This is a genomic window from Cohnella sp. GCM10012308, from assembly GCF_042649185.1.
GTDB lineage: Bacteria > Bacillota > Bacilli > Paenibacillales > Paenibacillaceae > Cohnella.
Map to the genome: position 1 here is coordinate 62,273 of NZ_JBHRYU010000010.1, position 25,054 is coordinate 87,326.

General features: G+C 60.3%; 24 protein-coding genes. 9 read left to right on the forward strand and 15 right to left on the reverse strand.

From position 1 onward, the window contains the following. Nucleotides 1–148 precede the first annotated feature (148 nt). Both ACFOTD_RS13830 and ACFOTD_RS13835 read left to right on the forward strand, forming a co-directional pair. Nucleotides 149–715 (forward strand): hypothetical protein, encoded by a 567-nt coding sequence (locus tag ACFOTD_RS13830; protein WP_378119640.1) that lies wholly within the window; start codon nucleotides 149–151, stop codon nucleotides 713–715. Nucleotides 716–831: 116 nt separating this feature from the next. Next, complete coding sequence (locus ACFOTD_RS13835) at nucleotides 832–1,785, forward strand: D-2-hydroxyacid dehydrogenase (protein ID WP_378119641.1); 954 nt, start codon at nucleotides 832–834, stop codon at nucleotides 1,783–1,785. Nucleotides 1,786–1,935: 150 nt separating this feature from the next. Here ACFOTD_RS13835 and ACFOTD_RS13840 read toward each other — a convergent pair whose 3' ends face one another. Both ACFOTD_RS13840 and ACFOTD_RS13845 read right to left on the reverse strand, forming a co-directional pair. After that, entirely contained in the window at nucleotides 1,936–5,778 is a 3,843-nt protein-coding gene (locus tag ACFOTD_RS13840; protein WP_378119643.1) for a fibronectin type III domain-containing protein, read from the reverse strand. Between the two features lie 308 nt (nucleotides 5,779–6,086). Beyond that, the gene (locus ACFOTD_RS13845; RefSeq protein ID WP_378119645.1) at nucleotides 6,087–6,905 is read right to left on the reverse strand and encodes a class I SAM-dependent methyltransferase; all 819 of its coding nucleotides are present in this window, start codon (nucleotides 6,903–6,905) and stop codon (nucleotides 6,087–6,089) included. A gap of 187 nt (nucleotides 6,906–7,092) precedes the next feature. On the opposite strand from ACFOTD_RS13845, the gene ACFOTD_RS13850 reads away from it, so the two are divergent. From ACFOTD_RS13850 to nagA, 3 genes are read left to right on the forward strand one after another with little or no spacing between them, the layout of a single operon-like run. After that, entirely contained in the window at nucleotides 7,093–7,956 is an 864-nt protein-coding gene (locus tag ACFOTD_RS13850; RefSeq protein WP_378119647.1) for a MurR/RpiR family transcriptional regulator, read from the forward strand. After that, nucleotides 7,953–8,681 (forward strand): glucosamine-6-phosphate deaminase, encoded by a 729-nt coding sequence (gene nagB / locus ACFOTD_RS13855; protein ID WP_378119648.1) that lies wholly within the window; start codon nucleotides 7,953–7,955, stop codon nucleotides 8,679–8,681. The genes ACFOTD_RS13850 and nagB overlap by 4 nt, the downstream gene beginning before the upstream one ends. Beyond that, on the forward strand, nucleotides 8,678–9,880 hold the full coding sequence (gene nagA / locus ACFOTD_RS13860; RefSeq protein ID WP_378119650.1) for an N-acetylglucosamine-6-phosphate deacetylase: 1,203 nt from the start codon (nucleotides 8,678–8,680) through the stop codon (nucleotides 9,878–9,880). The genes nagB and nagA overlap by 4 nt, the downstream gene beginning before the upstream one ends. Nucleotides 9,881–9,930: 50 nt before the next feature. On the opposite strand, the gene ACFOTD_RS13865 is transcribed toward nagA, so the two are convergent. Further along, nucleotides 9,931–10,443: a hypothetical protein gene (locus tag ACFOTD_RS13865; protein WP_378119652.1), complete on the reverse strand. Its 513-nt coding sequence runs from the start codon at nucleotides 10,441–10,443 to the stop codon at nucleotides 9,931–9,933. A 342-nt stretch (nucleotides 10,444–10,785) separates the two neighbouring features. Beyond that, complete coding sequence (locus tag ACFOTD_RS13870; RefSeq protein ID WP_378119654.1) at nucleotides 10,786–11,424, reverse strand: TVP38/TMEM64 family protein; 639 nt, start codon at nucleotides 11,422–11,424, stop codon at nucleotides 10,786–10,788. Between the two features lie 216 nt (nucleotides 11,425–11,640). On the opposite strand from ACFOTD_RS13870, the gene ACFOTD_RS13875 reads away from it, so the two are divergent. Continuing rightward, nucleotides 11,641–11,772 carry a hypothetical protein gene (locus ACFOTD_RS13875; protein ID WP_378119656.1) on the forward strand — a complete coding sequence of 44 codons (132 nt, stop codon included), beginning with the start codon at nucleotides 11,641–11,643 and terminating at the stop codon, nucleotides 11,770–11,772. 12 nt (nucleotides 11,773–11,784) lie between these two features. Here the strand turns inward: ACFOTD_RS13875 and ACFOTD_RS13880 are convergent, their stop codons facing one another. Both ACFOTD_RS13880 and ACFOTD_RS13885 read right to left on the reverse strand, forming a co-directional pair. Continuing rightward, nucleotides 11,785–12,546, reverse strand: a complete 762-nt coding sequence (locus ACFOTD_RS13880; protein WP_378119658.1) for an SDR family NAD(P)-dependent oxidoreductase — start codon at nucleotides 12,544–12,546, stop codon at nucleotides 11,785–11,787. Beyond that, nucleotides 12,536–12,883: a Dabb family protein gene (locus ACFOTD_RS13885; RefSeq protein ID WP_378119660.1), complete on the reverse strand. Its 348-nt coding sequence runs from the start codon at nucleotides 12,881–12,883 to the stop codon at nucleotides 12,536–12,538. Before ACFOTD_RS13885 ends, ACFOTD_RS13880 begins: the two co-directional genes overlap by 11 nt. A 226-nt stretch (nucleotides 12,884–13,109) precedes the next feature. Here ACFOTD_RS13885 and ACFOTD_RS13890 point away from each other — a divergent pair, with 226 nt between their 5' ends. Then, the gene (locus tag ACFOTD_RS13890; RefSeq protein WP_378119661.1) at nucleotides 13,110–14,195 is read left to right on the forward strand and encodes an LCP family protein; all 1,086 of its coding nucleotides are present in this window, start codon (nucleotides 13,110–13,112) and stop codon (nucleotides 14,193–14,195) included. Between the two features lie 20 nt (nucleotides 14,196–14,215). Here ACFOTD_RS13890 and ACFOTD_RS13895 read toward each other — a convergent pair whose 3' ends face one another. From ACFOTD_RS13895 to trhA, 8 genes are all read right to left on the reverse strand, one after another. Further along, nucleotides 14,216–14,476, reverse strand: coding sequence for a DUF1294 domain-containing protein (locus ACFOTD_RS13895; protein WP_378119663.1), 261 nt, complete (start codon nucleotides 14,474–14,476; stop codon nucleotides 14,216–14,218). Nucleotides 14,477–14,494: 18 nt separating this feature from the next. Further along, the gene (locus ACFOTD_RS13900; RefSeq protein ID WP_378119665.1) at nucleotides 14,495–14,965 is read right to left on the reverse strand and encodes a DUF1904 family protein; all 471 of its coding nucleotides are present in this window, start codon (nucleotides 14,963–14,965) and stop codon (nucleotides 14,495–14,497) included. 362 nt (nucleotides 14,966–15,327) lie between these two features. Continuing rightward, complete coding sequence (locus ACFOTD_RS13905; protein WP_378119667.1) at nucleotides 15,328–16,260, reverse strand: metallophosphoesterase family protein; 933 nt, start codon at nucleotides 16,258–16,260, stop codon at nucleotides 15,328–15,330. Nucleotides 16,261–16,382: 122 nt separating this feature from the next. Continuing rightward, the gene (locus tag ACFOTD_RS13910; RefSeq protein ID WP_378119669.1) at nucleotides 16,383–17,672 is read right to left on the reverse strand and encodes a homocysteine synthase; all 1,290 of its coding nucleotides are present in this window, start codon (nucleotides 17,670–17,672) and stop codon (nucleotides 16,383–16,385) included. A gap of 100 nt (nucleotides 17,673–17,772) precedes the next feature. Continuing rightward, nucleotides 17,773–19,077, reverse strand: coding sequence for an AAA family ATPase (locus tag ACFOTD_RS13915; protein ID WP_378119671.1), 1,305 nt, complete (start codon nucleotides 19,075–19,077; stop codon nucleotides 17,773–17,775). Nucleotides 19,078–19,260: 183 nt separating this feature from the next. Continuing rightward, nucleotides 19,261–20,097, reverse strand: coding sequence for a sugar phosphate isomerase/epimerase family protein (locus ACFOTD_RS13920; protein WP_378119672.1), 837 nt, complete (start codon nucleotides 20,095–20,097; stop codon nucleotides 19,261–19,263). A gap of 99 nt (nucleotides 20,098–20,196) precedes the next feature. After that, nucleotides 20,197–21,783, reverse strand: coding sequence for a diguanylate cyclase domain-containing protein (locus tag ACFOTD_RS13925; protein ID WP_378119674.1), 1,587 nt, complete (start codon nucleotides 21,781–21,783; stop codon nucleotides 20,197–20,199). 62 nt (nucleotides 21,784–21,845) lie between these two features. Next, the gene (gene trhA / locus ACFOTD_RS13930) at nucleotides 21,846–22,493 is read right to left on the reverse strand and encodes a PAQR family membrane homeostasis protein TrhA (protein WP_378119676.1); all 648 of its coding nucleotides are present in this window, start codon (nucleotides 22,491–22,493) and stop codon (nucleotides 21,846–21,848) included. Nucleotides 22,494–22,765: 272 nt separating this feature from the next. Here trhA and ACFOTD_RS13935 point away from each other — a divergent pair, with 272 nt between their 5' ends. Together ACFOTD_RS13935 and ACFOTD_RS13940 are read left to right on the forward strand one after the other, a co-directional pair. Continuing rightward, nucleotides 22,766–23,668 (forward strand): aldo/keto reductase, encoded by a 903-nt coding sequence (locus ACFOTD_RS13935; RefSeq protein WP_378119678.1) that lies wholly within the window; start codon nucleotides 22,766–22,768, stop codon nucleotides 23,666–23,668. A gap of 204 nt (nucleotides 23,669–23,872) precedes the next feature. Next, entirely contained in the window at nucleotides 23,873–24,541 is a 669-nt protein-coding gene (locus ACFOTD_RS13940; protein ID WP_378119680.1) for a DUF559 domain-containing protein, read from the forward strand. A gap of 320 nt (nucleotides 24,542–24,861) precedes the next feature. Here ACFOTD_RS13940 and ACFOTD_RS13945 read toward each other — a convergent pair. Then, nucleotides 24,862–25,054, reverse strand: a 193-nt coding sequence (locus ACFOTD_RS13945; protein ID WP_378119682.1) for a hypothetical protein, incomplete at its 5' end; no start/stop codon positions are given.

Consider the following 25,054-nt stretch of genomic DNA (forward strand, 5'->3'; position numbering starts at 1 on the left):
CCGGTGCGGCAGGAGCCTACTTTGCTTCCACGCGGCAAGACGAGAACCCCTCCAAGCCCCTCCTATTTTCCTCTTTTTCCCATACCCGCAACTTCCTTTGTCCGGCAATCGTCTATTAGGTATCACGTTCCGGAAGGGGAGAACCGCCATGAAGCTTCGAATCACGACTGCAGCGCTGCTCCTATCCGTGTCGTTAGCCGCAGCCGGCTGCGCGAATCACGATAAAAACGCGGACCCGACAGCCTCCGCTTCACTATCGCCCGATACCACCCAATCTGCTTCCGAGTCCGCTACGGCGACGGCGACAGCGTCCGGCTCGCCAGCTGCGACCGATGCCGCTCCTACGGCTTCCGCTTCCGCCTCTGCGTCCGACCCGGCCGCTTCAGCCGGCGAAGCCGCAGACGAGCGCGGCTATCTGATCAGCCTGCCTTCGGGCAGCGCGTACAAGCCGTTCATGCAAATCAGCGAGCAGAACGCCAAAAAGGTCGAAGCCTTGCTGAGCGATGCCGACTGGGAAAAGAAGGAGAGCGTCTCTATGCCTTCCGCCCCTTCGTATAAGCTGTCGGCCCTGGCCGGCGACCGGGAGACGGATGTCTATTACGTATGGGCCGGCAATGCCGACGCCTACGAGCTCGTGAAGGAAAACGGTACCGGCTACGTCAAGCTGTCCAAGAAAGACAGCGAATCGCTCGCAAAGCTGCTGCCGTACGCCTGATCCGACACGCGTCCTTCGCGCCGGACCGAACCGCCCGCAAGGGCCGGCTCGGTCCTTTTATTTTGGGAAAACCGCCAGCCGCGGTACAATAGGAGAAATCGGAAGGAGGAATCGATATGCGCACGATCGTCAGCCTATTCGGGTTCGACCCCGAGCAGGAACGGCGGATTCAAGCCGCGGCGCCCGGCTGCAACGTCATCTTCGGCAGACCGGCGGACCTGGACCCCGTCCTGTTGGAGGAGGCGGAGGTACTGTGCGGTTGGTGGAAGGCGGCTTGGGAAAGGGGCGCCGGAAACCCCGGCAAGCTGAAATGGGTGCAGACCGGCTCCGCCGGCGTGGACAATCTGCCCCTTGGCGAGCTCGAAGCGCGCGGCGTCGTGCTGACCACCGCAAGCGGCGTCCATCCGGTGCAGATGACCGAGACGGTATTCGCGATGCTGCTGGCCTTCACTCGCAAGCTGCATCACGCCGTACGCAATCAAACGGAGCGCAAATGGGCGCGTTCGGAAGGCTACGGCGAGCTCCGCGGACGTACGCTTGCCGTCATCGGCGCAGGCGAGATCGGCGCGGAGATCGCGCGCATCGCGCAAGCGTTCGGCATGCGGACATTGGGCTTGCGCCGAAGCGGCCGCCCAGCTCCGCACATCGAAGTCATGCATACGCCGGAACGGCTGGACGCCGTGCTCGCCGAGAGCGACGTCGTCGTCAACGTATTGCCGCATACCGCCGAGACCGTTCGCTTGTTCGACGCCGGGCGGTTCGCGGCCATGAAGCCGTCCGCGATTTTCATCAACATTGGACGCGGAACCGCGGTCGATACGGAAGCGCTGACCGAAGCGCTGCAAAACGGCACGATCGCCGGCGCCGGACTCGACGTCTTCGATCCGGAGCCGCTCCCTGCCGACCATCCGCTGTGGACGCTGGACAACGTCATCATCACGCCCCATATCGGCGGCGCGACGGAGCAGTACAAAGCGCGCATGACGGATCTGTTCGTGGAAAACCTGGAGGCTTATTTGAAGACAGGAACGCCTGCGAAAAATATCGTGGATTACAAGAAAAGCTATTAATTTACCTCATCAGCAATATCCGCAATACCTGCAGTATCCTCAGATCCGCAATATCCGCTATATCCGATATACGCAAAAACGCCCGCTTTTCCGCTAGCATGCGGAAGGCGGGCGTTTCTATTTTTGCAAGCCGAACGCTTTATCAACCGGTTATGTCAGCGAAAAGTCGTCCAGGTAAAACGTGCCGTTCAGTCCCGTGATATACAGGTACACGCGTACTTTGACCGTATTGGCCGGTGCGGTATAGGCGCCGCCATGCACGTTCGCGAAGCCGCTGGTCGTCGTATTGTTGTAGGTGGCGACCGTGCTCTCGGAGAGAACGCCGCCCGCGCTATTCAGGAACTGTACCTTAAAGTCCAGTCTGGTGCCCGAATTCGAAGCGATATTAACGTAGCCATCCATCGTATAGGCGGTGCCTGCGCTGGCATTTACCTCTTGATAGATCGCGAACCAAGGCGAAGTCGTGCCGTCCACGCGCAGCGAGGCGCTGCCGGAGCGTTTGACCGACGTGTCGCTGTAGCAGTAATAATCCTGCTCGCACGTCCAGGTCGCCGGCTTGCCGCTGCCGTTGCCGGTCTCGAAGCCCGGGTTCGTCAGCAGATTCGTGCCGCCGGCGGCAGCATCGGTCGTCACGTTCACTACTCCGCTCGCCGCCGATACGTTGCCGGCCGCATCCTTCGCCTTCACCGTGAAGCTATAGGCCGTACTGGCAGTCAGGCCTGTAGCCGTAAATGTCGTTGCGCCCGTCGTAGATCCCGCAAGCGTCGCGCCCCGATAAATATCGTAGCCCGTCACGCCCACGTTATCCGTGGACGCCGTCCATGAGAGGCTCACGCTCGTCGACGTTTTGGACGGGGAATTCAATCCTGCCGGCGCGCTCGGCGCCGTCGTGTCGGCAAGCGCGTCGGTCGTCACGCTCAGCGCGCCGCTCGCCGCGGAGACGTTGCCCGCTGCGTCCTTCGCTTTTACCGTGAAGCTGTAGGCCGTGCCGGCCGTCAAGCCCGTCGCCGTGAACGTCGTCGCTCCCGTCGTGGAGCCGGCCAGCGTCGTGCCGCGGTAAATATCGTAGCCCGTCACGCCCACGTTATCCGTGGACGCCGTCCAGGAGAGGCTCACGCTCGTCGACGTTTTGGACGGGGAATTCAATCCTGCCGGCGCGCTCGGCGCCGTCGTGTCCGCACCGCCGCCGCCAGAGCCGCCGGTCAGCGAGAAGTCGTCAAAGTACAGCGTGCCGCGATGGTCGGTCATGTAAATATAGATGCGTGCCTTCGCGGTGTTGGCTGGCGCGGTGTACGTGCCGTGCATATTCGCGAAGCCGGTCGTCGTGGAGCCCGCCGCGTACGAGGCGACCGTATTGTCGGCCAGCACGGTGCCGCCGCTGTTCAAAAATTGCAGCTTGACGCTCGCCGCCGTCGTCGTATTGGATGCGATGTTAATATAGCCGTCGAACGTATAGGAGGAGCCCGAGGCCGCGTTCACGTCCTGATAGACGCCGTGCCACGGACCGGTCGTGCTCGATTCCTTGAGCGAAGCGTTGCCGGACCGCTTCACCGAGGTGTCGCGCGAGGCGTAATAGCTCTGCTCGTAGGTCCAGTTGGCCGGCTGGCCGCCCCCATCCGATTCGAAGCCCGGATTCGCCAGCAGGTTCGCCGGGATCGGCGCCAGCGTCGTAACGCTCAATGCGGAGCTGGCTGCGGAGACGTTGCCCTTCGCGTCGCGCGCCTTCACCGTGTAAGAATAAGCGGTCGAAGCCGAAAGGCCCGTGTCCGTAAACGTCGTGGACGTGCCGCTGGTCGAGCCAGCCAGCGTGCTGCCGCGATAGACGTCATAGGCGGTCACGCCCACATTGTCGGTGGAAGCCGTCCACGAGAGCGTGACGGTGACATCCGTCTTGGACGGCGAAGTCAGGCCTGTAGGCGCGGTCGGCGCCTGCGTGTCCGGCGCGGAGGTCGTCACGCTCAGCGCGCCGCTCGCCGCGGACACGTTGCCTGCGGCGTCCTTTGCTTTGACCGTGAAGCTGTAGGCCGTGCTGGCCGTCAGGCCGGTTGCCGTATAGGAAGTGGAGCCGGCGCCCGTCGTCGAGCCGATCAGCGAGCCGCCGCGGTAGATGTCGTAGCCCGTTACGCCGACGTTGTCCGTCGAGGCGCTCCACGTCAGGCTGACCGTGGTCTCCGTCTTCGACGGCGAAGCCAGGTTCGCCGGGGCGCTCGGCGCCGTCGTATCCGGCGTAGTGCTGCCTTGGCGAACGGCCTTCACCGCGATATCCCGCGTGAACGAGGGAATGCTTAGCGTCACGGTGCCGCCCGATGCGGCGGCCGTCGTCGTGGAGACATTCGTGCCCGTCACCGTGTTGAAATACGTAATGTCATAGGTGCCGTTGTTCATCCCCGTCAGCGAAACGGACAGCCCCGTGACCGTGCGCGGGCTGCCTACCGTGTAGTTGGACTGGGTGTCGTTCACCCAGAGCAGTGCGCGGTCCGCGTTTTTGTAGCCCCCCGCCTTGGTCGAGTTCGCTTGCGCGCCGTGATCCGTGAACGGCATCCCGATCAGGTACTGCTCTTCCGGCTGCACGAAATTTGCGAGCGCGGTATGCAGCGCCTTGATGTTCGCAGGCACGTTGAAGCCGGTGCTGCCCGCGAATTCCCACCACAGGTTGCCGCCGGCCGCGCCGGCCCGGAAGATCGGCGCCCAGAGGCCGTCGTGCACGTAGCGCTGCACCGAGGCGTCGTTCGGATCCTCGCTTCCGCCGCTGATGCCCGCTTCTCCGACGAATGTCGGCCGTCCGCCGAACGCCGAGTTAAAGTGTTTGAGTTCCGTTTCCCACTTGTCGATGACGTTCGAAGCGCTGTCGTACTGATGATAATTCGTCGCGTTCAGCGTGGTCAGATTTTCCCAGGTCGTCTGGCCGAATTCCTGGTGATCCTTCCAGGCGAAGCTGGTCGTCGTCGGATGATTGTAGAAGTCGAGGCTCTTCCAGTAGTTGTCGACTGAAGCATGCCAATTGGCGCGCGTCGTCGCGTCCGTGTCCACGCGATTGTCGGACTCGTTCCAATACTCGAGCATGCCGAGCGCGCGGCTATAGCCCCATCGCGCGAATACGTAGCGAAGCAGCTTTTTCTGATAAGCGATTGCGGTCGGATTCGTCCAGAAGTCCGTGTTGTTCTCGGTCCAGGAGGACGGTCCGCCGTTGGCCGCGTTATAGGCGTTCTGCGGCCAGTCGTAGTAGAAATCGCCGAAGCTGTTCATCGTCAGCATCACGTAGATGCCGTTTGCGGCAGCCGTGTCCATCAGCGTGTCCAGGCGCGCCTGGTTTTCGAGCTGGTACTTGCCCACGCCGTCGTAGGCCATCGTAATGCCGTTTTGCGTCGTGGACGTCGGTCCCCATTCCGGCGCGTAGTTGCCCCACCAGACGCTGTACCAGACGCGCATGACGTTCATCTTGGCGTCCTTGTACTGCGGCATGGCAGCCAGAATCTCGGACGGCGCGCCCCAGGCGTAGTTCGTGCCGATCAACGTCAGCTGCTTGCCGTAGCTGTCGACGAACCGGCTGCCGCTCACGCCCATGAAGCCGCGATTCGCGCCGGGTCCGCCCGCCGTGAACGTATACGTGGACGACGTCCCCGTGCCGCTGCCGTCCGTGACCTTCATGTACACGCTGTAACTTCCCGTTTGCCTGGGCGCGTAGCGCACCGCCCATTTCGGCGATGCGTTGGCGTTGTAGAAGCCCGGCACGACCTCGGTCTGCCCGCCAGGCGTCGTGAAGTAGGCGCGTACGTCGACTTCGTCCGGATTAAACGGGTTGGCATAGGTCGAGCTCAGGTCGAATTTGATCTCCAGCTTGTCGTATTCGGCTGGCGTCGTCGTATTCAAGGCCACATTGGAAAAGGATGTCGCCGCAGCAGCTTGGCCCGGCGCGAGCGAGATGCCGCCGAGGGCTGCAGCCAGGGTCAAAAGCGCAATCAGGCAGATTTTCCAGGCTTTAGCGTAGTTCACTTGTCATGTTCCTCCTCTATCGTATGGATGAATGCCGTGCAAGCGATGCCTGTCTGTTCGTCGACGCCGTCACTACGTATGCGCTTCCTCCTTTCGCCGGCTGCGATGTTTCCGACGGTCTGCTTCCGGCCGCGTTTGGGCGGTGCGCGATCCGTCTTGGCTCCATTTTTCACCTGCGGCCCGATTCGGGCAACCCGGCGAATTCCACTTTTCACCCCTCAAATCCGTCTTCTTCGGGACAATGATAAAAAAAAGCCGTTCCTGCGGGAACGGCGAAGCCGCGGATGCGGCCAGGACAAGGGGATGGATCATAAATCGGGTTTGAAGCCTTCCGCCGCAAGCATATACATTTTGATCGAGACGGCCTTATCCGCCACCCATCGTCTGTACTCGGATTCCGCCCGCTCCCATGCTTCCGGCGTACCGTATCCGTCCCGTGCCATCTGGGCCCCCCTGCTTGCCGCCGTATCCGCCCAGATAGAAGCGCTTGCCTCAAAGCGCGGTTGTCCCCGCGTTATTTCCTCGTGCTGCGCGTAAACGCGGATGTCCCGCAAGCCTGCGCCGCTCATCAAGTCGGCCAACCGATCTGCGACCGCGTTGTCCAAGCCTTTGTCCGAGCGCCACCTCAAGTAAGCCGCGTAAAACTTTTTCATGCTGTCGGGCGGCTCCGGCGACCATTCGATTTTATCGTGATTGTAGTCTGCGATCAGCAACGTGCCGCCCGGCCGGGTCGCGCCGGACAAGCTCGCCAGCGCCAGCGCCGGATCCGGCAGCCAGACGAGCAGCCGTGACGCGGCGACGACGTCGAACGCCCCGACAGGCGCCAGGCTGTAGACGTCCGCGACGTCAAAGGTCAGGCCCGGCGTGCCGGCGTGCCTGGCTCGCGCCTCCGCGATCAGCGCTGCGTTGCTGTCCACGCCTACGGCGATGCCTTGCGGGCCCACGGCTTCGGCGATGCCTCGCGTGATCGCGCCCGTCCCGCAGCCGACATCGAGAACCCGAAGTCCCGGCTTCATTCGCCTGGCGAGGAGCGGGAACGAATCCGCCAGCGTGCGAGCGTTCAGCACGTTTTTTAATTTGCCGTCCAGTTCGGTTTTAAGGCCGATGTCGGTTCGGTTCTTTGTCATGCGAATGACCGCCTCTCGGTAAACAACTTTGATTTAATGACAGCTTATCAAAGCCGTTTTATTGTTAGAAATATATATAAAGTATCAAGTTGATAGCTGCAGACTATGGATAGACAAGAAATTTTTTTTCATATATAATCCGATTTATAAGCAAGATATTTTCTTGAGTGCAGGGAGGCAAGGTCGCATGGGCATCCTGCAAGCGATCGAGGACCGGCTGGACACGCTGCATCCCAAGGAGCGCGAGATGGCGGAGAAGCTGCTCGGGCATCCGCAGGAAGCGGTCGGCATGACGATCTCGAAGCTCGCCGAATGGGCCGGCACGAGCTCGGCAACCGTGTCACGCTTCTGCCGCGCGATGCAGTTCCAGAGCTTCGCAGACTTTAAGATGAAGCTGGCTGCGGAGCTGGCGAGCCAGCCCGCCGTCGGGCAGTATCAGGATATCGTTGCCGGCAATCCGCTTGCGGACATCGTGTCGGCCATCACGGCAAACCATGTTCGCTCGCTGACCGATACGACCAACTTGCTCGACCTGCAGCAGCTGCGCGCCGCGATCTCTGCGCTTCACGGCGCGGGACGCATCGACTTGTACGGCGTGGCGACATCAGGGCTCGTCGCGGAAGACTTTTTTCACAAGCTGATCCGGATCGGCAAGGCGGCCGCCGTCTTCTCCGACCATCATATGCAGCTGACCTCCGCAGCCTCGCTGACCGAACGGGACGTCGCCGTCGGCATCTCGTACTCGGGAGAAACGCTCGAGATCATCGACGCGCTGCGTTATGCCGCGGAGCGGGGCGCCACGACCATTTCCATCACGCGCTTCGGGCAATCTACGCTGTCCTCGCACGCATCGATCCGCCTCTTTACTTCTTCTTCGGAAGCGGGCATGCGCCGGGGCGACATGGCTTCCCGCATCGCGCAGCTTCACGTGGTAGACGTGCTTTTCACGGGTCTCGTGAGCGAGCACTTTAACGAATATGTGCCGAGACTGGAGCGATCGTTCCAGACCGTGCGCCAATATACAGGTAAAAGGGAGAGAAATCCGTCATGAATCTGTTGGTATTTGACGACAACGAAAAGCTGAACGAAGCGGGCGCGAATATCATTGTGAGCCTGGTGCAGACAAATCCGCGGGCTGTTCTCGGCCTCGCAACGGGCGGGACGCCCGTCGGCATCTACGAGCAGGTCGTGCGCAACTACAAGCAAGGGCTCGTGAGCTTCCGCAACGCCATCAGCTACAACCTCGACGAATACGTCGGCTTGCCTGAGGATCACCCGGAGAGCTATCACACTTACATGCGCCAACACCTGTTCGACCATATCGACCTCCCTGCGGACAACGCGCATCTGCCCAACGGCAATGCCGCGAATCCGGACGCCGAATGCGCGGCTTATGACGAGATGATCGAGCGCTCGGGCCAGATCGACCTCCAGCTGCTTGGCATCGGACATAACGGCCACATCGGCTTCAACGAGCCGGATACCGACCTCGTGCGCGGCACGCACGTCGTGACGCTCGCCGAAGAGACGCTCAAGGCGAACGCCCGCTATTTCGACTCGATCGACGACGTGCCGAAGCAGGCGATTACGATGGGGATCGGCAGCATTCTCAAGGCCAAGACGATCCTGCTCGTCATCCGCGGCGCAGACAAGGCGGAGATCGCCAAGCGGGCGCTGACCGGCCCGATCACGACGGACGTGCCGGCTTCGCTGCTGCAGACGCATCCGCGTCTCACGGTGCTGCTCGACCGCGCCGCCGCGAGGCAGCTGTCATGAGCGGCCCCGCGGGACAGGACGGCGTCGGCGGGACGCTGATCGCGAACGCGCGCGTCGTCACGCCGGGCGGCGTCCTGGACGGCGGCTGGATCTGGCTGCGGGGAGCGGACATCGCCGCGATCGGCGGTCCTTCCGACCCGCTGCCGGCTGCGGCGGCAGGCGCAGAGCAAGTCGACGGCGCAGGAGGCTGGGCGCTTCCCGGCTTTGTCGACGTACACGTGCACGGCGGCGGCGGGCATGACTTCATGGATGCGGACGAATCGCTGGCGGGCATTGCCGGAATTGCGCGGTTCCACGCGAAGCACGGGACGACCGGCATGCTGGCGACGTCGCTCACCGCCTCGCGCGAAGAGCTGACGGCCATGATCGACCGGGCGAGCCGGTACATGGCTGACGATATGCCGTTCGCGCAGGTGCTGGGCGTGCATCTCGAAGGCCCGTTCGTCAGCCTCAAGTGGAAAGGCGCGCAAAACCCGGATTATATCGGACCGCCGCAGCTTGATTGGCTGGACGAATGGGTCACGCGTTATCCCGGCGTCCTCAAGCTGCAGACGCTGGCGCCCGAGCTGCCCGGCGCGCTCGATTATATAGAGCGGCTGGCTTCGCACGGCATCGTGCCGTCGGCCGGACATACCGACGCGACGTACGAGCAGATCGTCGCCGCCGCGGACCGCGGCCTGCGGCACGCCGTCCATACGTACAACGCGATGACGCCGCTCCACCATCGCAATCCGGGCACCGTCGGCGCCGTGCTCTCCGACGACCGGATCAGCGCGGAGGTCATCGCGGACGGTCATCACGTCCATCATGCCGCGATCAAGGTCCTTGCTCGCGCTAAAGGCAACGGCAAAGTCATCCTCGTCACCGACGCCATGGCGGCTGCAGGCATGCCGGACGGCGAAGGCTACGAGCTCGGCGGCTTGCCCGTCGTCATGACGTGCGGCGTCGCCCGCCTGAAGGACGGCGGCAACCTCGCGGGCAGTACGCTCACGATGATCGGCGCCTTCCGCCACATGGTTCGCGAGGTCGGCATCGACATTCCGGCCGCCAGCATCATGGCCAGCGGCAACCCCGCCCGCCAGCTCGGGCTCGGCGGCGTCACCGGCTCGCTCGAAGCCGGCAAACGCGCGGACGTGCTCCTGCTGGACGAAGCGCTTGAGCTGCGCGGCGTCTGGGCGCGCGGCAGGCTGCAGGATTGATTGCAGAGACTCCGATCCCGCCGGTGCGGGGTTGGGGTTTTCTTTACGAGTCAGTAAAAGCATGCCCGGCCCTCGTCCGTGATTTGATAATAATGATGACGCCGATCACCGTTTCCAATAGGACGAAGCAGTTGCTTTTCATATAATGAACGCAAGTGCTTTCGCGCAGAAGTTTCTCCAATGTTGAGAGCCTGGCATGCGTTCGGCAGTGAAAAGCGGTTCGAAACATGAAGCGCAAACCGGAGAAGTTCCCGCTCGACAATCGGAAGCAAGTACAGCTTGCCCTTCTGCTGAGAAGTCGCTTGTTCGCCGATAATCTCGTACAAAGAACGCCTGCAGGCTTCTGTTTTCTTCTCCAACTCGTCTCTGCTAAAAGGTACATAGACAAAACGCTTTGCAGCGAACGTACGCAATCTGCTTTGCGCAAAGTCGTGACGTTCTCTCGTCTTCAACTGCACGTGAGGCACAAACCCCTCGCACTCGTAGACATGCTGCAGCGGCGCAAAGAAGGCATCCGCATAAAGCTTCACACCGTTTTGAGATAGAATCTCATACTCCAGCATAAGCCCTTCAAGTGTTTTAAGTACTGGCAACAGCAGCTTCGATAGTAAGATGCGGGTCCCGTAGAGATCTCTCCCCAGCAACTCCAGCTGTTAGCGAGAAAAGCACCGTTGCAGTGTGGGCGGCGAAAAGTTTTCTGGACAAATTCCCCTTGGCCGGCATAATATTAGAATTAATAAGATACAGCGTGAAGCACACGCCGTTCGACTCTTCGGAGCGAGCGGTGTTTTTGCGTTCAGTTACTTGAGTCAGGCCGAGGAGGGTGGATGGTGGACGCTAATGCGCAAATCGAGCAATTCAGCATTTCTCGCTTACAGACCAACAAAATTACTCGGAGCGCGCCGCTAAGCGAGCCTCTCCTCTTCTACCGCGCCGCCCTCCCGCCGCTCCGTCCTTCTGATCCCATAAGTCTCAACCCAGCGTCCGATCCACCAGGTGGCGGCGACGAACAGCAGCGCGTACAGCGCTTGCTCCGGATGGCGGAGGAACTGCGCGGGATCGTGTCCGATGAAGGAGATCACGAATACCATGACGGCCTTGCCCAGTATGATCGCGACCAGGAACGAGCGGAATCGCATGCGGGCCAGCGCCGCCGCAATGTTGATGACGACGAAGGGGCCTACCGGGAAAAGGCTGAGCAAAAACACGTAGCTGAAAGCGTTGCGGCGCACCCAGCGCATGCCCTTTCTCACCCGCGGACGGTCCGCCCAGCGTTGCCAATAGGGACGGTCCGCGATTTTGCGGATGACGGCGAACGTAACGAGGCAGCCGAGCACGATGCCGATCCAGGAATAGAGGAAGCCCAGCCAGAGTCCGTACACCGCCGCATTTACGCCTACGATGAGAATGGTCGGCAGCGGCGGCACGAAGGACTTCATAAAGGTAAGTAAAATACCCGGAAGCGGGCCGTACGCGCGGTATTGGTCGAGCCACTCCAGCAATTTCCGTTCATCTATGTGCCGCAATTCGTTCAGGATGTCCATGTCGCGTCCCGCCTTTAGATCTATCGGTCATTTCGTCAACGACAGCATAACCGATATCGGCGCGGAAATCCATGACACCGGCGCGTTAATCTCCCGGCCGGTAATCCGCCTGACAATGCCTTAGATCGCGTACGGCGCGCGGCCGCTGCCTTCTTCACGCTCCAAAATGCGATCCAAAATCAATCGCTAGCATTAGGCGAAGGCGTGGTTCCTCTCGTGCTGCCGATGGCCGCGGGACAGACAAAAGCGGCCCCCGCAAGGGATCCGCTCTCGGTGACGCCGCATTATTTGCAATACGCGGCGCATGCGCTGCATATGCCTTATGAATGGCGCGACGGCGCCAACTGACCGCCCGTCGGTTCAGATCGCCGGCATGACGTTGCCGCCGCTGACCGGCACATAGGCGCCGGTAATGAAGCTCGCAAGATCCGAAGCCAGGAACGCCACGACGTTGGCGATCTCCTGGTCAGTGCCGCGCCGCTTGAGCGGAACCGCGCTCTCGTAAGATTCGCTGCGCTCCGTGCCGTCCGTCCGGTCCCGCTCGCTGATCGTCCAGCCCGGCGCGACCTGGTTGACGGTGATCTGGTGCTCGCCGACCTCTTTGGCCAGCACACGGTATACGCCGTCCATGCCGCGCTTGCCCGCGACGTACGCGGACTGCGTCGGGAAGTTCTGCATCGAGCACTCCGTGTTGATGCCGACCAGCCGGCCGCCGCCCTTCGCGATCATGTCGGGCAGGAACGCCTTGGCCAGATGCACGCTCTGCAGCACGCAAGATTCGAACTGACCGACGTAGTCTTCCACCGCCTGCTCCAGCACGCTCGTCCATTGATACTGGATGACCGCATTGGCAACGACGATGTCGACGGCGCCCAATCCGGCTTTTACCGCATCCTTCATCGCCAGCACGTCGTCAAGCTTGGTCACGTCCGCCTGCACGGCCAGCGCGCGCACGCCCATGCCCTCGAGCTCCGCGCGAAGCTCCTCCGCCTTGGCGGCGTTGCCCCGGTAGTGAATCGCGACGTTCGCGCCGCAGCCCGCCAGCGTGCGCGCCATCACGCGGCCGAGCTGGCCGGAAGCGCCGGTGATGAGCGCGGTTTGGCCCGACAGATTAATTTGCATCGCCTTGTCCTTCCTCCGCGTCCGTCCCGCGGACGAAGTCGATCTCCAGGAAGCGCGTGACTTCGGTCTCCCAGCGCTCGGTTACGAATGCGACATGGGCAGGATGCCCGTTGTAGCTGTCATAATCGGCCTGCGATGCGAATTCCATGGAGAAGCCGTATGTATAATCGTTTTTGGGACTGACCTGCTTCAATACCTCGAAGTTTCGAACGGCCGGAATCGAGGTAAGTATACGCCAACCGTCCTTCAGGAATCGATCCGCCTCCGCAGACCCCTTCCCATGCTTCAGATCGAAGATGACCTGATGACGGATCGCCGAATCATTAGGCTTGCTCATAGATATCCTCCTATTCGTCATCCCATTCATTAGCTATATTCAACAATCTTTATTATAACAAAAATTGCATCTACCGAAACATCTCGCCAGTCATCCGAAATCCGCAACCGGTTCAGTCTTTAAATCGTCAAATAATGTGGAATTTCTTTCTTTACTCTTAGGGCGTTTGCCCTAAAATAGAAAGGGTTGCCTCATTTTTTAATTTCAAATCATGCGGAGGAACATAATGAACACGCCAGAAAAAAAACGCGCCTTGATGCGCAAAACGCTCAAATATGCAGGAATCGTCGTCGGCGCTCTCGTTATCGTCGTCGGAAGCTACGCCGGATACCTGGTGTACAAAGCTAATCATGCCATCACTCTCATGGCCGGCGACGAGCCCGCCCCATCCCCTTCTCCGTCCGCCACGGCTTCCGGAGATCAGCAAGAAGACGCCGATTACGCGAGCGACAGCACGCTGATCAAGAAGCCCGTCACCTTCCTGCTGGCAGGCATCGACAACAGGGAAGGCAGCGGCGGCACGCTTAATACGGACGTTCTGATGCTCGGCAGCCTTAATCCGGTGACCAATTCGGCCAGCTTGATCTCCCTGCCCCGCGACCTTCAGCTTAAGCCGGAGGACCTAGGCGCTCACAAGGCCAATTACTACTACGCCTATTTCTACAACAAAGACAAAGATACGGCGATGGAGAATACGAAGGAATTTTACAGCGACCTGTTCGACTTCCCGATCGACTATATGATCATGATCAACTTCGACGGGTTGCGCAAGCTGGTGGACGCGGTCGGCGGCGTCGACATCGACGTTGATATGGATATGCGCTACGTGGATAACGCCGACGGCACCGACATCGATCTGAAAAAAGGCTATCAGCATCTGGACGGCGCCAAAGCGCTCGACTTCGTCCGGTACCGCAAATCGAACCGGGGCACCGCCGAATCCTCGGACATTGCCCGCAATGCGCGCCAGCAGCAAGTGCTGAACCAGCTCACCGACAAGCTCGCATCGTTCCAGGGGATGCTGCAATGGGGCAAGGTACTCGACCTGCTCGGCAAAAACGTGCAGACCGACATTCCCGAATCGATCCTCCGCGATTATATTTACAACGTGAAGGACATGAAGCCGGACACGCTGAACGTGCTGCCGCTCGAGAGCCGTTGGGAGAGCCCCTATATTATCGTTAAGGAAGACGATCTCGAGCAAGCGCTCGACGCCCTGCGCGCCGAGGCAGGCATTCATGAGCCGAGCGACCTGAAGCTGGCCGACGTCGTCGGCACCGACCCGGCCCCGGATCCCGACGACGCCAGATAACGCAGCCGCCTCTCGCTAAACTAACGGCCGAACCAAACCATCACCAGCACCGCGTTCAGCACGAGCAAGGCAGGAATGCCGGCCGTGAAGGAGCGGTGCTTTGTTTTGTGGCGGAAAAAGCGCATGCCCAGCAGCATGCCGAGCGCGCCGCCGATCATCGCGATCAGGAACAGCCGTTTCTCCGGCACGCGCCGTTCCTTGTGCATGGCTTTGGTCTTGTCATAGCCCATAATAATGAAGGCGATCAGATTGACCGCCACCAAGTAGTAAAAAACGATCATGTACGAATCCTCCCGTGGCTACTCTCTCAGCGCGTCCCGCAGACGGGTCGACATCGAGCCTGCGGCCGCGGCGGCCGCTGCTTTGCGTGCGCGGGCCAGGTCATCCTTCAACTTGGCGTTGTCCGCGCGCAGCGCTTCGAGCTCCGCCTCCGCAGGATCGATGCCGAACGGCTCGCCGTTCGCATAATAGTCGGACGGCCGATAGCTGCGGAACGCAACCTCGGCTTCCGGCAAGCCGCTGCCGCGGATATGCTTGTCCAGGCAGCGGGCGACCGCGTCCCGAACCTCCCGGCCGCGCTCGAACCAGGCGACCTCGACAAAGGGATAGGAGGGCGCGATCCGGCCTCCTGACACGCACGTCGTATGAATGATTTCCAGCATGAGATCGCTCGGCTCGCAGCCGATAATCGCGGACAGCTCGGCCTCCAGCGAATCGCCGATGGCTTGGACCTGTTCGACGGACAGGCCTCTGAAGTATAAATGGGGCATCGTTAAGCAGCGCTCCTCGCTCTATCGTTCTCCCCTATTATAGTCCGTGAAGGGTATAAAGGGCGAATCGTCCCGCTAAGGTCAACCGCGTCTCGCTTCGTTCCGATGCCTATTGCCCAACGGGGAAGGATGCGTTACAATCGAGCTTAATCTTGATAAGCGGAGGTGTTCCCGAATGGGAATGTCAGGTTCTAAAAAGGCAAGGCGCAAAGCCGTGCGCGAAGGCAAGTTGAACCCCGAAGCGCTGCGGAGCGAGTGGGTCCGCAAGCCGTATACCCAGATCCAACCGAATAGGAAGGCCGATCAGCGCCGCTCCTTCTGCCGCAAGCCGGGCACAAGCGAGGGCGCTGATCCTTTTTTAATTACCGCTTTTTGCGGGGCTTATGGATTCTCGGCGCAGACAGCTTCCGGCCGTTGGCCAGCCTGATCCAGGTGGTGTACCGCGAACCTTCCTCCTGCAGCTCGATCACTCTCGCTCCCCGTTTGAACCCCAGCCTGCCGTAAGTATGATAACCTGTCGATCTCCCGTAAGTCAGCCGGATGCCGTGCAGCGTCCCCTCAAAGTCGTTGATATGATCGTGCCCGCAGAACGTGCCGAGCACGCCGCCCGCCTCCGCCATGGCCGCGAACATGCCCGAATTCAGCTTGGGACAAGAAATATCCTCGAATCTGCGCCCGTCGCACCGGCGCGTCCGCCAGACTTCCTTGTACTCGGGCAGCGGAATATGAAAAAAGACGAGCGAGTTCAGCTGCGCTGCGCTCTTCGAACTTAATCCCGCGGCCTTCTCTCTGAACCAGTCGATCTGGTCCTCGCGGATCCAATCGTAGCCGGGGATCCGGTCCAGCTCGGAATAGCTGCCCGAGTCCAAAAAATAGAGCACGTGACGCGTTTCGCCGTTTGCGCCGTCAATCGTCAGCGCATAGTTGCCGACGCCGTGGATCGAGTCGGGTCCCGCGCTGGCCAGGCATCCCCGCTGCCCGACCAGCGTCTCCATGAGCCGAGCGCGCGACACGTCGCCTTCGCTGTCGTGGTTGCCGAATACGGCCGTCCAAGGCGTCCCGCTCTGCGCTACCGTCGACACCGCTTGCGCGATGGACGCGTACGGATCCCGGCAGCCCAGGCTGAAGACGATGTCTCCCGTAAAGACGACCAGGTCCGGCTTTTCCTCGCCAAGAATCCGCTCCATCAACCGCTTCGTCTTACCATCCTCGGACTCGCCGTTCTGCCAGTGCAAATCGGTGAATTGTACGATTTTAAACGTTCCGTCCTTGCGGTATCGCAGCTTGCTCTCCATATCCGGACCGCCTTCCGTTCGCCGATTGCAGGCCTAACCATTATATATTCCCCGCGCAAAGGAAAACGACCTCCGCGGCCGACGGGCGGCCGAAGAGATCGTCTTCAATTAAAAAGGATGAATTATGCCTGGCTCGCTTCGATCGCTTGGCCGAGATCCGCCAGAATGTCGACGATCGACTCGGTGCCGATCGACAGACGGATCAGGTTCGGGTTGACGCCGCTCGCGGACTGCTGCTCTTCGGTGAGCTGCGAGTGCGTCGTGCTGGCCGGATGAATGATCAGCGACTTGGAGTCTCCTACGTTAGCCAGGTGCGACAGCAGCTTGACGCTCGAGATCACCTTTTTGCCCGCTTCGATGCCGCCCTTGATGCCGAACGTGAGAATCGCGCCCTGGCCCTTAGGCAGGTACTTCTTGGCGAGCTCGTAAGATCCGTGACTCGGAAGGCCCGTGTAGCTGACCCACTCGACATGCGGGTGGTTCTCCAGATACCGCGCCACTTCGAGCGCATTGGAGCTGTGACGCTCCATGCGCAGGTGCAGCGTCTCGAGACCCTGCAGCAGCATGAACGAGTTAAACGGCGAGATCGCCGCTCCGATGTCGCGCATCAACTGCACGCGCGCCTTGATGATGTAGGCGATCGGACCGACCGCATCGGAGTAGACAACGCCGTTGTAGCTCGGGTCGGGCGTCGTGAGTCCCGGGAACTTGCCGCTGGCCGCCCAGTCGAACTTGCCGCCGTCGACGATAACGCCGCCGATCGAGGTGCCGTGGCCGCCGATGAACTTTGTCGCAGAGTGCACGACGATATCCGCGCCCCACTCGATCGGACGAAGCAGGTACGGGCTCGGGAACGTGTTGTCCACGATCAGCGGAATGCCGTTCTCGTGCGCGATCTTGGCGACCGCTTCGATATCGAGCACGTCGCCCTTCGGATTGCCGATCGTCTCGGCGTACAGCGCCTTGGTCTTGTCGGTGATGGCCGCGCGGAAGTTCTCCGGATCGGCGGCATCGACGAACTTCACGTTTACGCCCAGCTTGGGCAGCGTCGTGGAAAACAAATTATAAGTACCGCCGTACAGCGTCGAGGACGATACGACCTCGTCGCCCACGCCGGCGATGTTCAGGATCGAAAAAGTGATGGCCGCTTGGCCGGATGCGGTCGCCAGCGCGGCTGCGCCGCCTTCGAGCGCCGCAATGCGGTTCTCGAACACGTCCGAGGTCGGATTCATGAGGCGCGTGTAAATGTTGCCGAATTCCTTCAGCGCGAACAGGTTCGCCGCATGCTCCGCATCGCGGAAGCCGTAAGAGGAAGTTTGGTAGATCGGCACGGCGCGCGACAAGGTCGTCGGATCGATCTGTTGGCCGGCATGTACCGCCAGCGTTTCGGGTTGATATTGTTGCTCGGACATGAGTAAAGTCACGCTCCTATGGAATTGGTAAGATTCGACAATGTAACAATTCGATCCTTATCGCTAAATTCCTGCAACATCTTTATAATTCCAAGTAGTTTTATTGGAATCCAATGCGATTGGAGGCGCCGCCCCAGTCCGTACCGTTCAGCCAATCCCGCTTGCGTCCCTTGTCCAGATCGTTGCGCAGTCCGAGCACCAGCTGCTCGAGGTCGATATGATCGTCGTAGCGTTTCTGCAAGGCCGCGGATACGTACAGCTCGTTGAGCTGCGCGAGCGAGAAGCCTTGGGTACGTTCCGCCGCATGGACGGCCTGCTCTTCCCCCGCCAACTCGGCCAGCCCCTTGCGGCGCAGGTATGCTAGACGCAGCGCATCGTCCGGCAGTTTGACCTCGTAGGCCCGATCGAACCGGCCGGCGCGATTAATCAATGCGGGATCGATTTTTTGCGGATAATTGGTCGTTCCGATCAGGAATACGCCTTCTTTGGCCGTCGCGCCGTCCAGAATGTTCAGGAAAAACGACCGGCACGAGTCGGGCATCGAATCGATGTCTTCGATAACCAGCACGGAAGGCGCCTGCTTGACGGCGGCGGCGAACACCTCGCGGATCGACTCGCTGTTCGTATATTCGGTGATCTGCCAGTAGAAAACCGGCGACTCTACGCTGCCGGCGATCGATTGGACCAGCGTCGTCTTGCCGTTGCCCGGCTTGCCGTAGAGAAGGATGCCCCGCTTGTACGGAATCTGATACTGCTCGAAAAACGTCCGGTCGCCGCCGAAAAACTCGTCGACGGAGCGGAAAATTTGCTGCTTGAGCGTCTCGTCCATCACGACCTCCTCCCGGGGAATCGCCTGGGAGATCGGCTCGCGGCAATGCTGGAGACCTTCGCGCGTGTCGGTGTACACATGCATCTTGCGCTCTTCCGAACGCCGCAGCTGCATCGCTTGGAGACAGGCGCTCAGCTGTTCGTCGTCGGACGCAAAGATCAGGTCTTCGGTCGAGAGCAGCCCCAGATGAACGAGCATCGGCATCCGGACCAGCGCGACGCGGTATTCCGGGTAGGCGTACAGGTTGTTGCGGAGCGAAGGCCGCATCCGGTAGATCGTCTCGCCCAGCTTGGGCTGAAACGAGATTTGCCTGGATTCGACAAGATCGAAGACGGATGCGACGTGGACGAGTCCGGGATAGTCCGACTCGATGTCTTCGGCCAAACCGTCCCACACGTCTCCCTGGTCCGCCTGGTCGTAAAGCTTGAATTCGCAACCGAAGCGGTCCGAGAGCAAGCCGGCGATTCTCGCGACGGTCCTCGCGTAGTCGAAGTAGCGCTCCGTCCCTTCCTGGGCGCGATAATCGTACGAAGCGACGAATGCCGGCATCTGTACGGCGGTCGGTCCTCTCTGCATGCCAATCTCCTCCTTGGTTGTAATGTGTCAGGCAAACTGCCTGCGTCGGATTGTAGCAAAAAACCGCGGACTTATGCCCGCGGACGTTCAAGACGCGCATAAATGCGACTTCTAGGAACGAAGCGCGCGGGCAGGATGCGGCCTTGCAGGTATGAAGTTATCGGGCGACGGCAGCGACAGGCGCTATAACGGCCTCGGAACTGCAGCCGGCTTGAGCGCGGCCAGCTCCCGCATCTCGGCTAGCGCCGTCCAAGGATCCCGCTCGCCCAAATACGTCAGCGAGAGCGGCCCCTCGTATCCGGCTTGCCCGGCGAGTTCAACGCATCGCCTGAAGTCCATGGAATCCAGCTGGCCGCCACCATCCTCCCGCGCCTTCGCATGGACGGTCTCGGCTTGCGGAAGAATCGCTTCCAGCTGCCGGTACTTGTCCTGCTTGAAATTGCCGAAATCCGCCGTCAGCCCGACGCTGCCGCCCGTCTCGCTCAACATGCGCAGCACCTGCTCGGAGCTGCTCAACATGCCGCCGAGATTTTCCGTGACGATCCGGATGCCGACATTCCCCGCGTAAGCCGACAACAGCGAGAGCGTCTTGGCAGCGCGGGCAAACGAAGCTTCGTCGTCGCCGTCGCCCGCTCCGATGCGGACTCTGCGGAAGCCCGCCTCCGCGGCGGCGTCGATCCACTCGCGATACAGCGCCATCTCCGCGTCGCGCCTGGCTGCGTCGCCAGTGCCCGGATCGCCGAAGTCCAGCAGCAAGGAGTTCAGCTCCACCTCCGCGAGCGCCGAGATCCGCCGCAATTCGGACAGGCCCTCGGCCGATCGGTCCTTCAGGTGCGGATAGGCGAGTTCGATCCCGCTGTAGCCTTGGGCGCCGAGACGGGCTATCAGCTCGGCCAGTCCCCACCGTTCGGGATGCTTCTCGACGCTCGTCGTCAGCGCCGAAGCGTCCGCATCCCATTCTACATACGTCAGCGGACCCATCCATTTTTCAAAAGACCAGCTATTCACATGATGCTTCATTGCGATCGCCCCCCGCCGAGCATGGTCAAAGCGCATACCCCTAATTAAACGCGGTAAGCGCATTCCAAACCGATTCGCGGCAAAGAAGCGCGTTGGCAGTCAATGAACCGCCGGTACATCCAGCGATTTCTTGGCGGCCTTCGTGCGGTTCCTGCCGGATTGCTTGGCCTCGTACAGAGCCGCATCTGCTTGGGCGATAAGACGCTGCTCGCCGCCTGCGCTGCCGAGAACCCGGCAAGCGATGCCGAGGCTAAGCGTCACGACGCCCTCGGACGAGCCGATGTGCGGAATCGCGAGGTCCAGGATCGCGGCGCGGATCCGCTCGGCGACGACCATCGCCTCCGCCGCCTCCGCCCCCGGCAAGATGACGCCGAACTCTTCGCCGCCGTACCGGGCAGCGGTGTCTGCGCCCGTGCGCAGGCAAGCCGTCGCGGCGGCCGCGACTTGAACGAGGCAGTCGTCGCCGGCCTGGTGGCCGTATGCGTCGTTATACTTTTTAAAATAGTCGATATCGAACAAAACGAGCGCGAGCGGCGAGCCCTCCGAGACGGACGACGCCCAGGCGGCGGTCAACGCCTGATCGAAGCGCCGACGGTTCGCGATACCCGTCAGACCGTCCAGCAGGGACAGCTTCTGCAGCAGGCTGTTCGCCTCCTTTAGCTTCTCCTCGGCGAGCTTGCGCTCCGTGATATCCGTGGACACGCTCATATATCCGATGATCTCTCCATCGGAATCAAGCACGTGCGACACGATCACATTGGCCACGAAAGCGGTTCCGTCCCTGCGTCCGAGCGTCCATTCCTGCTCGTCGGCGCTGCCGTACATCATCCGCTGCACGAAGTCGGCGAGTGCATCGATGTCCCTCGCGCCCGTATTTGCCTTGCCGGGCTTGTCCGACGAGGCGTGATCATGGCCGGCAGCCGCTTGCACCTCCGGCATCGTGCGGCCGACCACATCGTCGGCATCGTAACCAAGCAGCTTCTCTGCGCCCTTGTTGAACAGCGTGACGCGCCCTGCGAGATCCGCCGCGATAATGGCCACTTCCGACGCGGACTGCAGAATCGATTGTTGCAGCCTATGCAATTGCCTGTAGCGCCGCTCGCTCGAGCGCAGCTCCAGCTGCAGCCGGTTGGCCGTCGAGAAATAAGCCGTCAGACCGCTGACAATGACCCCGCCGATCGCCATAATGAGAAAAAACGGAGGCAAAACGTCCATAGCTTGCTTGCCGAGAAGGATACCGAACGTAATCGCTGTGCAGAGCATGCAGAGCGCGATCGAAAACAGCCAGAAGCGCCCGTACCGCCGTGGCAGCCAGCGGCTCATGACACCGCTGCCTGCAGCCACTACGAGCGCGGAGACGCACGCGATCAGCGAAGCGTCGTTGATGCCTCCAAACATGAGGATGCGGCCGAGCATGACGATCGCCGCCGTAATCAACGCTGCGACCGGCCCGCCGAAAGCCGCCGAGCAAATAATCATCAGCTGTCTAAAATCGAGCAGCATGTGCGCGTCAATCCGTACGCTGAAGTACATGAGCACGAGAGCGAACGCGCCATACGAGACGGCTCCGAAGACGATAATCCGCCGCGGTTTGTGGCCGTCCGCTTCATACTTTCCGTACAAGGCGTTAAAGAAAAACAGGAAAGCGGTCAACAAAGCAAAGTTGGCGATCAATGTGTTAATCATGCGCTGCCCCCGGTAAAAATAACGGTATAATGGGCCATTCTACTACAATTTCCGGGGAAATATTAGTAAATTCGCAGAACGAACAAAAGAATGGCGAAAAAGTGCGCGATCGAGCCGCCGAGCACGAATAAGTGCCAAATGGCGTGATGGTAAGGAAAGCCGCGCCACACGTAGAAGATCGCGCCGATCGTATACAGCAATCCGCCGCCGATAAGCAGCTGCATGCCTCCCGTCGACAAAGCCGCGGTAAGCGGTCCCCAGGCGAATACGATCATCCATCCCATTAAAATGTAGACTAGCGTGGACAAGTAGAGGAATTTTTTCGTAAAAAACGCTTTAAAAATAACGCCGCCCACCGCAAGCCCCCATACGAGGCCGAACAGCGTCCAGCCCAACGGGCTGCGAAGCACGGTCAATAAGATCGGCGTGTAGGTGCCGGCAATGAACAAATAAATGCAAGAATGGTCGAAGGTCTCGAACAAGTCCTTCAGTCGCCCCTCCTGGAGAGCGTGCACGAGCGTCGAAGCCGTATACAAAAGAAGCATGGTCGTGCCGTAGATCGCGAAGCTTGTCACGTGCCAGGCCGTCCCGTACAAGCTTGCGTAGACGATCAGGATCGTCAGCGCCGAGACGCTGAGGACCGCGCCCAATCCGTGCGTAATGGCGTTGGCCACTTCTTCCCTGCGGGTGTACACATAGGTGTTCGCCATCTTCCAGATCTCCTTCCGAAATGCGGACTAGCTCCTTACATTTTAACATTGGCGCTCTGAAAAGCGAAACCGGCCCTGTATGGATGCGAACGAAAAGCGCGCTGGAAGGAGAAGGCGGGCGGGCCATGTTTCTGGATTCAGCATATGCGGGGACCAGCCCAGAGGTGAGCGGCTTGTGCAGGCATTTTGCCCGCTATTATGCGTTAGGAGCAGTCATCAAGGGTACAAATGGGGTAGCAAGACCAGAATCGAATTACGGGAGGGAATTGGATTTGGAGACGCGTAAATTCGGCAAAACCGATATGAAGGTGTCCGTGCTCGGCTTCGGCAGCGCCGAGATCGGCATGGATAGCTCGAAGGCGACGGACCGCGAGGTCGGCGATCTGCTCAACGCGCTGCTGGACGAGGGCGTCAACGTGCTGGATTCCGCTTCGAGCTACAAGCGCAGCGAGGGCCTGATCGGCCAGCTCGTCTCGAGCCGGCGCAGCGAATACTACGTCTTCAGCAAGCTCGGCGAAGGCGAGAGCGTCGGCCTTCCCTATCCGGACTGGGACGTACGCAACGTGCGTCCAAGCATCGAGCGGACGCTGCGGGACCTGCGGACCGACTACGTCGACCTCATGATGATTCACAGCTGCTCGGAAGCCGTGCTGCGTCAAGGCGATTTGATCGAGGCGCTGCGCGATCTGAAGCGGGAAGGCCTGACGCGCTATATCGGATACAGCGGCGACAGCACGGATGCCTTGTACGCGGTGAACACGGGCGTCTTCGACGCGCTCGAGACGTCGATCAACATCGCCGACCAGGAAGCGCTGCAGCTTACCGTGAGCGAGGCGGCCAAACGCGACATGGGCATTATCGCGAAGCGGCCGATCGCCAATGCGGTCTGGGTGCGGCAGGGGCTCGAGAACGCGCCCGACCCTTATGTAGAGCGCCTGGAGAAGCTCGATTATCCGTTTCTGAAAAGCGACTCCGACGTCATTGCCGAGAAGGCGCTGCGATTCGTGCTCTCCGTCCCTTACGTCGATACCGCCATCGTAGGCACGACCAATCTGGCGCATTTCCGGCAAAATATCGGGTATGCGGCCAAGAGCAAGCTCCCCGATCGCGAGATTCTCGACATCCGCAACCGCTGGCTGGAGATTCAGGAGCCGGCTTGGGCGGGGCTGAAGTAGGGTCTGACGGCAAGGCGTGCTGGCGTGCTGGGCGTACTGGGCGTGCTGAGCGTGCTGGGCGTGCTGAGCGAGCGAGTTCAATATCAGGTTGCCGTCGTGCGCCTCCCCTTCTATAATGTAACTATCGAGACGAAGAACGTCCCGCCTGCATTCCCTCCGGGGATTGCCGCGGGGCGTTTTTTATTTTCCGGGAGGTTGGGGTCGATGGGATTCGAGAAAGCGCACGAAGCCTTCATCGCGCAGCATTTGTCTGCGAGATCGGGGGAGCGCAGAGGCAGACTGGAACGCGGACATCGGGAGGCGGAGAAACTGTTCTGCCAAAACGTATGGTGGAAGCTGCATGGACACTTCGACGGTCTTCATCCGGAGTACGAGGTGAGAGATTGGCGCGGCTTGTCTTACTTTTGCGATTTTGTATGGATCGGCGTCGCGGTGAAGCTGGTCATCGAGATAAAAGGCTTCGGCCCGCATGTGCGCGATATGGACCGGCAGAAATACTGCAACGAGCTGAATCGCGAGACGTTCCTTACCGCGATGGGCTATCAAGTCATCAGCTTCGCTTACGACGATGTGGCGGCGAGGCCGGAGTTGTGCGTGACGCTATTGCGTCTGCTGCTTGCCCGCTTCCATGCGCAACCGCTCCCGATCGGCACGGACAAGCTCATCGAACGCGAGATTATACGAATGGCCGCGACGCTCGCACTTCCGGTGCGGCCGGTCGATGTCGTGACACATTTGCGTATCGGCCACCGGACCGCGCTTCGGGCGCTTACCGCGTTGTGTCAGACGGGTTTGTTCACTGAAGTACGCGGGCCGGAAGGAAGCCGGATTGTGCGATACGAAGCGACGGATGCGGCATGGAAGTGGCTGTGACGCAGTGTTTGGCGGTCTAATGAGGGATGTCGTCCAGAGTAACTAATTAGTTGTTAAAAGGCAGTTAATCCGGCAGCTAATCAGGAACATGCATCGATAGTTGTTAAAAGGCCGTTAATTCAGCGGAAAATTCGAGCACGGAGTCAGTTTTGAAGAATTAACTGCCTTTTGACTCTTATTCGGCGGATTTCATCGCGTAGGGGAGAAACAAATGCTTTTTGACACTTATTTGAAATGAAGTCCGTGGAGGTGGAACAAAACGATCGGGATTGGGGGTTACTCGGGGTTACTCGTACATGCGGAGCTTCAGCTTTCAGGGGTTACGAAACTATAGAGATTGCTAGTTTGCATGGAATGGCGAAGGCCTGGGCGGTTCCGGGTTTGACGGGTTTGACGGGTTTGACGGGTTTGACGGGTTTGACGGGTTTGACGGGTTTGACGGGTTTGACGGGTTTGACGGGTTTGACGGGTTTGACGGGTTTGACGGGTTTGACGGGTTTGACGGGTTTGACG